Origin of the sequence: Amnibacterium flavum (assembly GCF_003097495.1) — a bacterium.
In the GTDB taxonomy this organism is placed as follows: Bacteria; Actinomycetota; Actinomycetes; order Actinomycetales; family Microbacteriaceae; genus Naasia; species Naasia flava.
The window spans coordinates 1-5,389 of the sequence record NZ_QEOP01000007.1 but is presented as its reverse complement, the minus strand read 5'-3'; the positions used below and the strand labels follow the sequence as shown (position 1 = coordinate 5,389).

General features: G+C 54.6%; 2 rRNA genes. Both read left to right on the top strand.

Annotated features, from left to right (window positions below):
• The first annotated feature begins 263 nt into the window (after nt 1–263).
• Nucleotides 264–1,782: ribosomal RNA gene (locus DDQ50_RS16940) — 16S ribosomal RNA — on the top strand.
• A 484-nt stretch (nt 1,783–2,266) separates the two neighbouring features.
• Nucleotides 2,267–5,378: ribosomal RNA gene (locus DDQ50_RS16935) — 23S ribosomal RNA — on the top strand.
• Together the 16S and 23S rRNA genes form the textbook arrangement of a ribosomal RNA operon.
• The last annotated feature ends 11 nt before the right edge of the window (nt 5,379–5,389 follow it).

Sequence of the window (5,389 nt, the reverse complement as noted above, 5' to 3'; positions counted from 1 at the left end):
GAATCGTCTGCCCTCATGAACTCTGCCGCGAGGTGGGGAGTGGGGAGCGTCCGATCCTTGAGAACTCAACAGCGTGCACTAAGTCAATGCCAAATTACCTCGGCCTCTGGTTTTTGATCAGGGGTTTGAGATTCCTTTGGATTAGATGGATTGTCAGTAGACAGTCTTTTTAGTCAGTATCAACTCGCTTGCTTCGACCTATTCCGGTTGGGGCGGGTACATGATTTACCGCTCATCCTTTGGGGTGGGTTGGTTGTCAGACATCTACGGAGAGTTTGATCCTGGCTCAGGACGAACGCTGGCGGCGTGCTTAACACATGCAAGTCGAACGGTGAAGCAGAGCTTGCTCTGCGGATCAGTGGCGAACGGGTGAGTAACACGTGAGTAACCTGCCCTTGACTCTGGGATAAGCGTTGGAAACGACGTCTAATACCGGATACGACCTACGGAGGCATCTCCTGTGGGTGGAAAGAATTTTGGTCAAGGATGGACTCGCGGCCTATCAGCTAGTTGGTGAGGTAACGGCCCACCAAGGCGACGACGGGTAGCCGGCCTGAGAGGGTGACCGGCCACACTGGGACTGAGACACGGCCCAGACTCCTACGGGAGGCAGCAGTGGGGAATATTGCACAATGGGCGCAAGCCTGATGCAGCAACGCCGCGTGAGGGACGACGGCCTTCGGGTTGTAAACCTCTTTTAGTAGGGAAGAAGCGAAAGTGACGGTACCTGCAGAAAAAGCACCGGCTAACTACGTGCCAGCAGCCGCGGTAATACGTAGGGTGCAAGCGTTGTCCGGAATTATTGGGCGTAAAGAGCTCGTAGGCGGTTTGTCACGTCTGCTGTGAAAACTGGAGGCTCAACCTCCAGCTTGCAGTGGGTACGGGCAGACTAGAGTGCGGTAGGGGAGATTGGAATTCCTGGTGTAGCGGTGGAATGCGCAGATATCAGGAGGAACACCGATGGCGAAGGCAGATCTCTGGGCCGTAACTGACGCTGAGGAGCGAAAGCGTGGGGAGCGAACAGGATTAGATACCCTGGTAGTCCACGCCGTAAACGTTGGGAACTAGATGTGGGGTCCATTCCACGGATTCCGTGTCGCAGCTAACGCATTAAGTTCCCCGCCTGGGGAGTACGGCCGCAAGGCTAAAACTCAAAGGAATTGACGGGGGCCCGCACAAGCGGCGGAGCATGCGGATTAATTCGATGCAACGCGAAGAACCTTACCAAGGCTTGACATATACCTGAAAAGGCTGGAAACAGTCTCCCCGCAAGGCAGGTATACAGGTGGTGCATGGTTGTCGTCAGCTCGTGTCGTGAGATGTTGGGTTAAGTCCCGCAACGAGCGCAACCCTCGTTCTATGTTGCCAGCACGTAATGGTGGGAACTCATAGGAGACTGCCGGGGTCAACTCGGAGGAAGGTGGGGATGACGTCAAATCATCATGCCCCTTATGTCTTGGGCTTCACGCATGCTACAATGGCCGGTACAAAGGGCTGCAATACCGTAAGGTGGAGCGAATCCCAAAAAGCCGGTCTCAGTTCGGATTGAGGTCTGCAACTCGACCTCATGAAGTCGGAGTCGCTAGTAATCGCAGATCAGCAACGCTGCGGTGAATACGTTCTCGGGCCTTGTACACACCGCCCGTCAAGTCATGAAAGTCGGTAACACCCGAAGCCAGTGGCCCAACCGCAAGGAGGGAGCTGTCGAAGGTGGGATCGGTGATTAGGACTAAGTCGTAACAAGGTAGCCGTACCGGAAGGTGCGGCTGGATCACCTCCTTTCTAAGGAGCTTCTAGGCCATGCAAATGGTCCAGAGCCACTACGCAGGCATTCGTTCTGCGGTGGTTTGCTCAAGGGTGGAACATTGATTTAGGTAGCGGGTCTCACGATCCATGTCGTTAGTACGGTGGCAGCTCTTTGGAGCACATCATCTGGAACACGGCGGGAGAGGAAGCCTGTTACGTGCACGCTGTTGGGTCCTGAGGGACCGGGCCTCATCGGTTGTCTTACGGGACTGCTGGTGGGATACGGACCTCGAGGACCCTGTTGTGTTTTCCCCGGTTGGGGATTGCGCGGAGGGTACCGCCCGTACTTTGAGAACTACACAGTGGACGCGAGCATCTTAGATACAGACCTTTGGTCTGTGTCTACATAATAGATTTACAAAGATCGCAAGATCTTATAAATCCATTGGTCAATCCTCGCGAATGAGCTTCACCGGTTTACTGGTGAGGCTGGTTTGCGTTGATCGATTCATACTCATGTAGTCAATTTTCTAAGAGCAAACGGTGGATGCCTTGGCATCTGGAGCCGAAGAAGGACGTAGCAATCTGCGATAAGCCTCGGGGAGCTGATAAGCGAGCCTTGATCCGAGGATTTCCGAATGGGGAAACCCCGCTGGGCGTAGCAATACGACCCAGTGACTCCCGCCTGAATATATAGGGCGGGTAGAGGGAACGTGGGGAAGTGAAACATCTCAGTACCCACAGGAAGAGAAAGCAACCGCGATTCCGTTAGTAGTGGCGAGCGAAACCGGAACAGGCCAAACCGATCATGTGTGATAGCCGGCAGGCGTTGCATGATCGGGGTTGTGGGACTCTCACGTTGATCTGCCGATCAACACAAGTTACAACGCGATATAGACGAATGGCATTGAAAGGCCAATCACAGAGGGTGGCAATCCCGTAGTCGAAATGTCGCAATGGCTTGGAGATCATCCCAAGTAGCACGGGGCCCGAGAAATCCCGTGTGAATCTGGCAGGACCACCTGCTAAGCCTAAATACTCCCAGATGACCGATAGCGGACAAGTACCGTGAGGGAAAGGTGAAAAGTACCCCGGGAGGGGAGTGAAATAGTACCTGAAACCGTTTGCTTACAAACCGTTGGAGCTTCCTTTGTAGGGGTGACAGCGTGCCTTTTGAAGAATGAGCCTGCGAGTTAGCGATATGTGGCGAGGTTAACCCGAGTGGGGTAGCCGTAGCGAAAGCGAGTCCGAATAGGGCGATTTAGTCGCATGTTCTAGACCCGAAGCGAAGTGATCTACCCATGGCCAGGTTGAAGCGACGGTAAGACGTCGTGGAGGACCGAACCCACTTCAGTTGAAAATGGAGGGGATGAGCTGTGGGTAGGGGTGAAAGGCCAATCAAACTTCGTGATAGCTGGTTCTCTCCGAAATGCATTTAGGTGCAGCGTTGCGTGTTTCTTGCCGGAGGTAGAGCTACTGGATGGCCGATGGGCCCCAAAAGGTTACTGACGTCAGCCAAACTCCGAATGCCGGTAAGTGAGAGCGCAGCAGTGAGACGGTGGGGGATAAGCTTCATCGTCGAGAGGGAAACAACCCAGACCACCGACTAAGGCCCCTAAGCGTGTGCTAAGTGGGAAAGGATGTGGAGTTGCATAGACAACCAGGAGGTTGGCTTAGAAGCAGCCACCCTTAAAAGAGTGCGTAATAGCTCACTGGTCAAGTGATTCCGCGCCGACAATGTAGCGGGGCTCAAGCACACCGCCGAAGTCGTGGGATTCGAATTATAGGTAAGCCTTCGTGGTTCAGCCGTTCGGATCGGTAGGAGAGCGTCGTGTGGCGAGTGAAGCGGCGGTGTAAACCAGCCGTGGACGCTACACGAGTGAGAATGCAGGCATGAGTAGCGAAAGACGGGTGAGAAACCCGTCCTCCGAAAGACCAAGGGTTCCAGGGCCAGGCTAATCCGCCCTGGGTAAGTCGGGACCTAAGGCGAGGCCGACAGGCGTAGTCGATGGACAACGGGTTGATATTCCCGTACCGGCGAAGAACCGCCAATGCTAATCCAGTAATGCTAAGAGTCCGAATCCTCGGACGGATCCTTCGGGTGAAGTCCTTGGCCTAGCACTCGACCCTACGCTGGTGCGGCAAGCGTATTAACAGGTGTGACGCAGGAAGGTAGCTGAGCCGGGCGATGGTTGACCCGGTGTAAGGACGTAGGGCGAGAGATAGGCAAATCCGTCTCTCACATAGCCTGAGATCCGATGCGTACCCCTCACGGGGGAAATCAGTGATCCTATGCTGCCGAGAAAAGCATCGACGCGAGGTTCAAGCCGCCCGTACCCCAAACCGACTCAGGTGGTCAGGTAGAGAATACCAAGGAGATCGAGAGAATCGTGGTTAAGGAACTCGGCAAAATGCCCCCGTAACTTCGGGAGAAGGGGGGCCTGAGGCGTGTACGGACTTGCTCCGGAAGCGCTGTATGGCCGCAGAGACCAGTGGGAAGCGACTGTTTACTAAAAACACAGGTCCGTGCCAAGTCGCAAGACGATGTATACGGACTGACGCCTGCCCGGTGCTGGAAGGTTAAGAGGAAGGGTTAGCGCAAGCGAAGCTCTGAATTTAAGCCCCAGTAAACGGCGGTGGTAACTATAACCATCCTAAGGTAGCGAAATTCCTTGTCGGGTAAGTTCCGACCTGCACGAATGGCGTAACGACTTCCCAGCTGTCTCAACCGCGAACTCGGCGAAATTGCACTACGAGTAAAGATGCTCGTTACGCGCAGCAGGACGGAAAGACCCCGTGACCTTTACTACAGCTTGGTATTGGTGTTCGGTGTGGCTTGTGTAGGATAGGTGGGAGACTGTGAAGCTTGGACGCTAGTTCAGGTGGAGTCATTGTTGAAATACCACTCTGGTCACTCTGGATGTCTAACTTAGAACCGTAATCCGGTTCAGGGACAGTGCCTGGTGGGTAGTTTAACTGGGGCGGTTGCCTCCCAAAAAGTAACGGAGGCGCCCAAAGGTTCCCTCAACCTGGTTGGCAATCAGGTGTCGAGTGTAAGTGCACAAGGGAGCTTGACTGTGAGACTGACAAGTCGAGCAGGGACGAAAGTCGGGACTAGTGATCCGGCAGTGGCTTGTGGAAGCGCTGTCGCTCAACGGATAAAAGGTACCTCGGGGATAACAGGCTGATCTTGCCCAAGAGTCCATATCGACGGCATGGTTTGGCACCTCGATGTCGGCTCGTCGCATCCTGGGGCTGGAGTAGGTCCCAAGGGTTGGGCTGTTCGCCCATTAAAGCGGTACGCGAGCTGGGTTTAGAACGTCGTGAGACAGTTCGGTCCCTATCCGCTGCGCGCGTAGGAAATTTGAGAAGATCTATCCCTAGTACGAGAGGACCGGGATGGACGAACCTCTGGTGTGTCAGTTGTTCCGCCAGGAGCACCGCTGATTGGCTACGTTCGGAACGGATAACCGCTGAAAGCATCTAAGCGGGAAGCCGGCTTCAAGATGAGATTTCCATCCCCTTGAGGGGAGAGGCTCCCAGTAGACGACTGGGTTGATAGGCCGGATGTGGAAGCAGGGACTAAAGACCTGTGCAGCTGACCGGTACTAATAAGCCGATAAATTGACAACACTTCACCCCT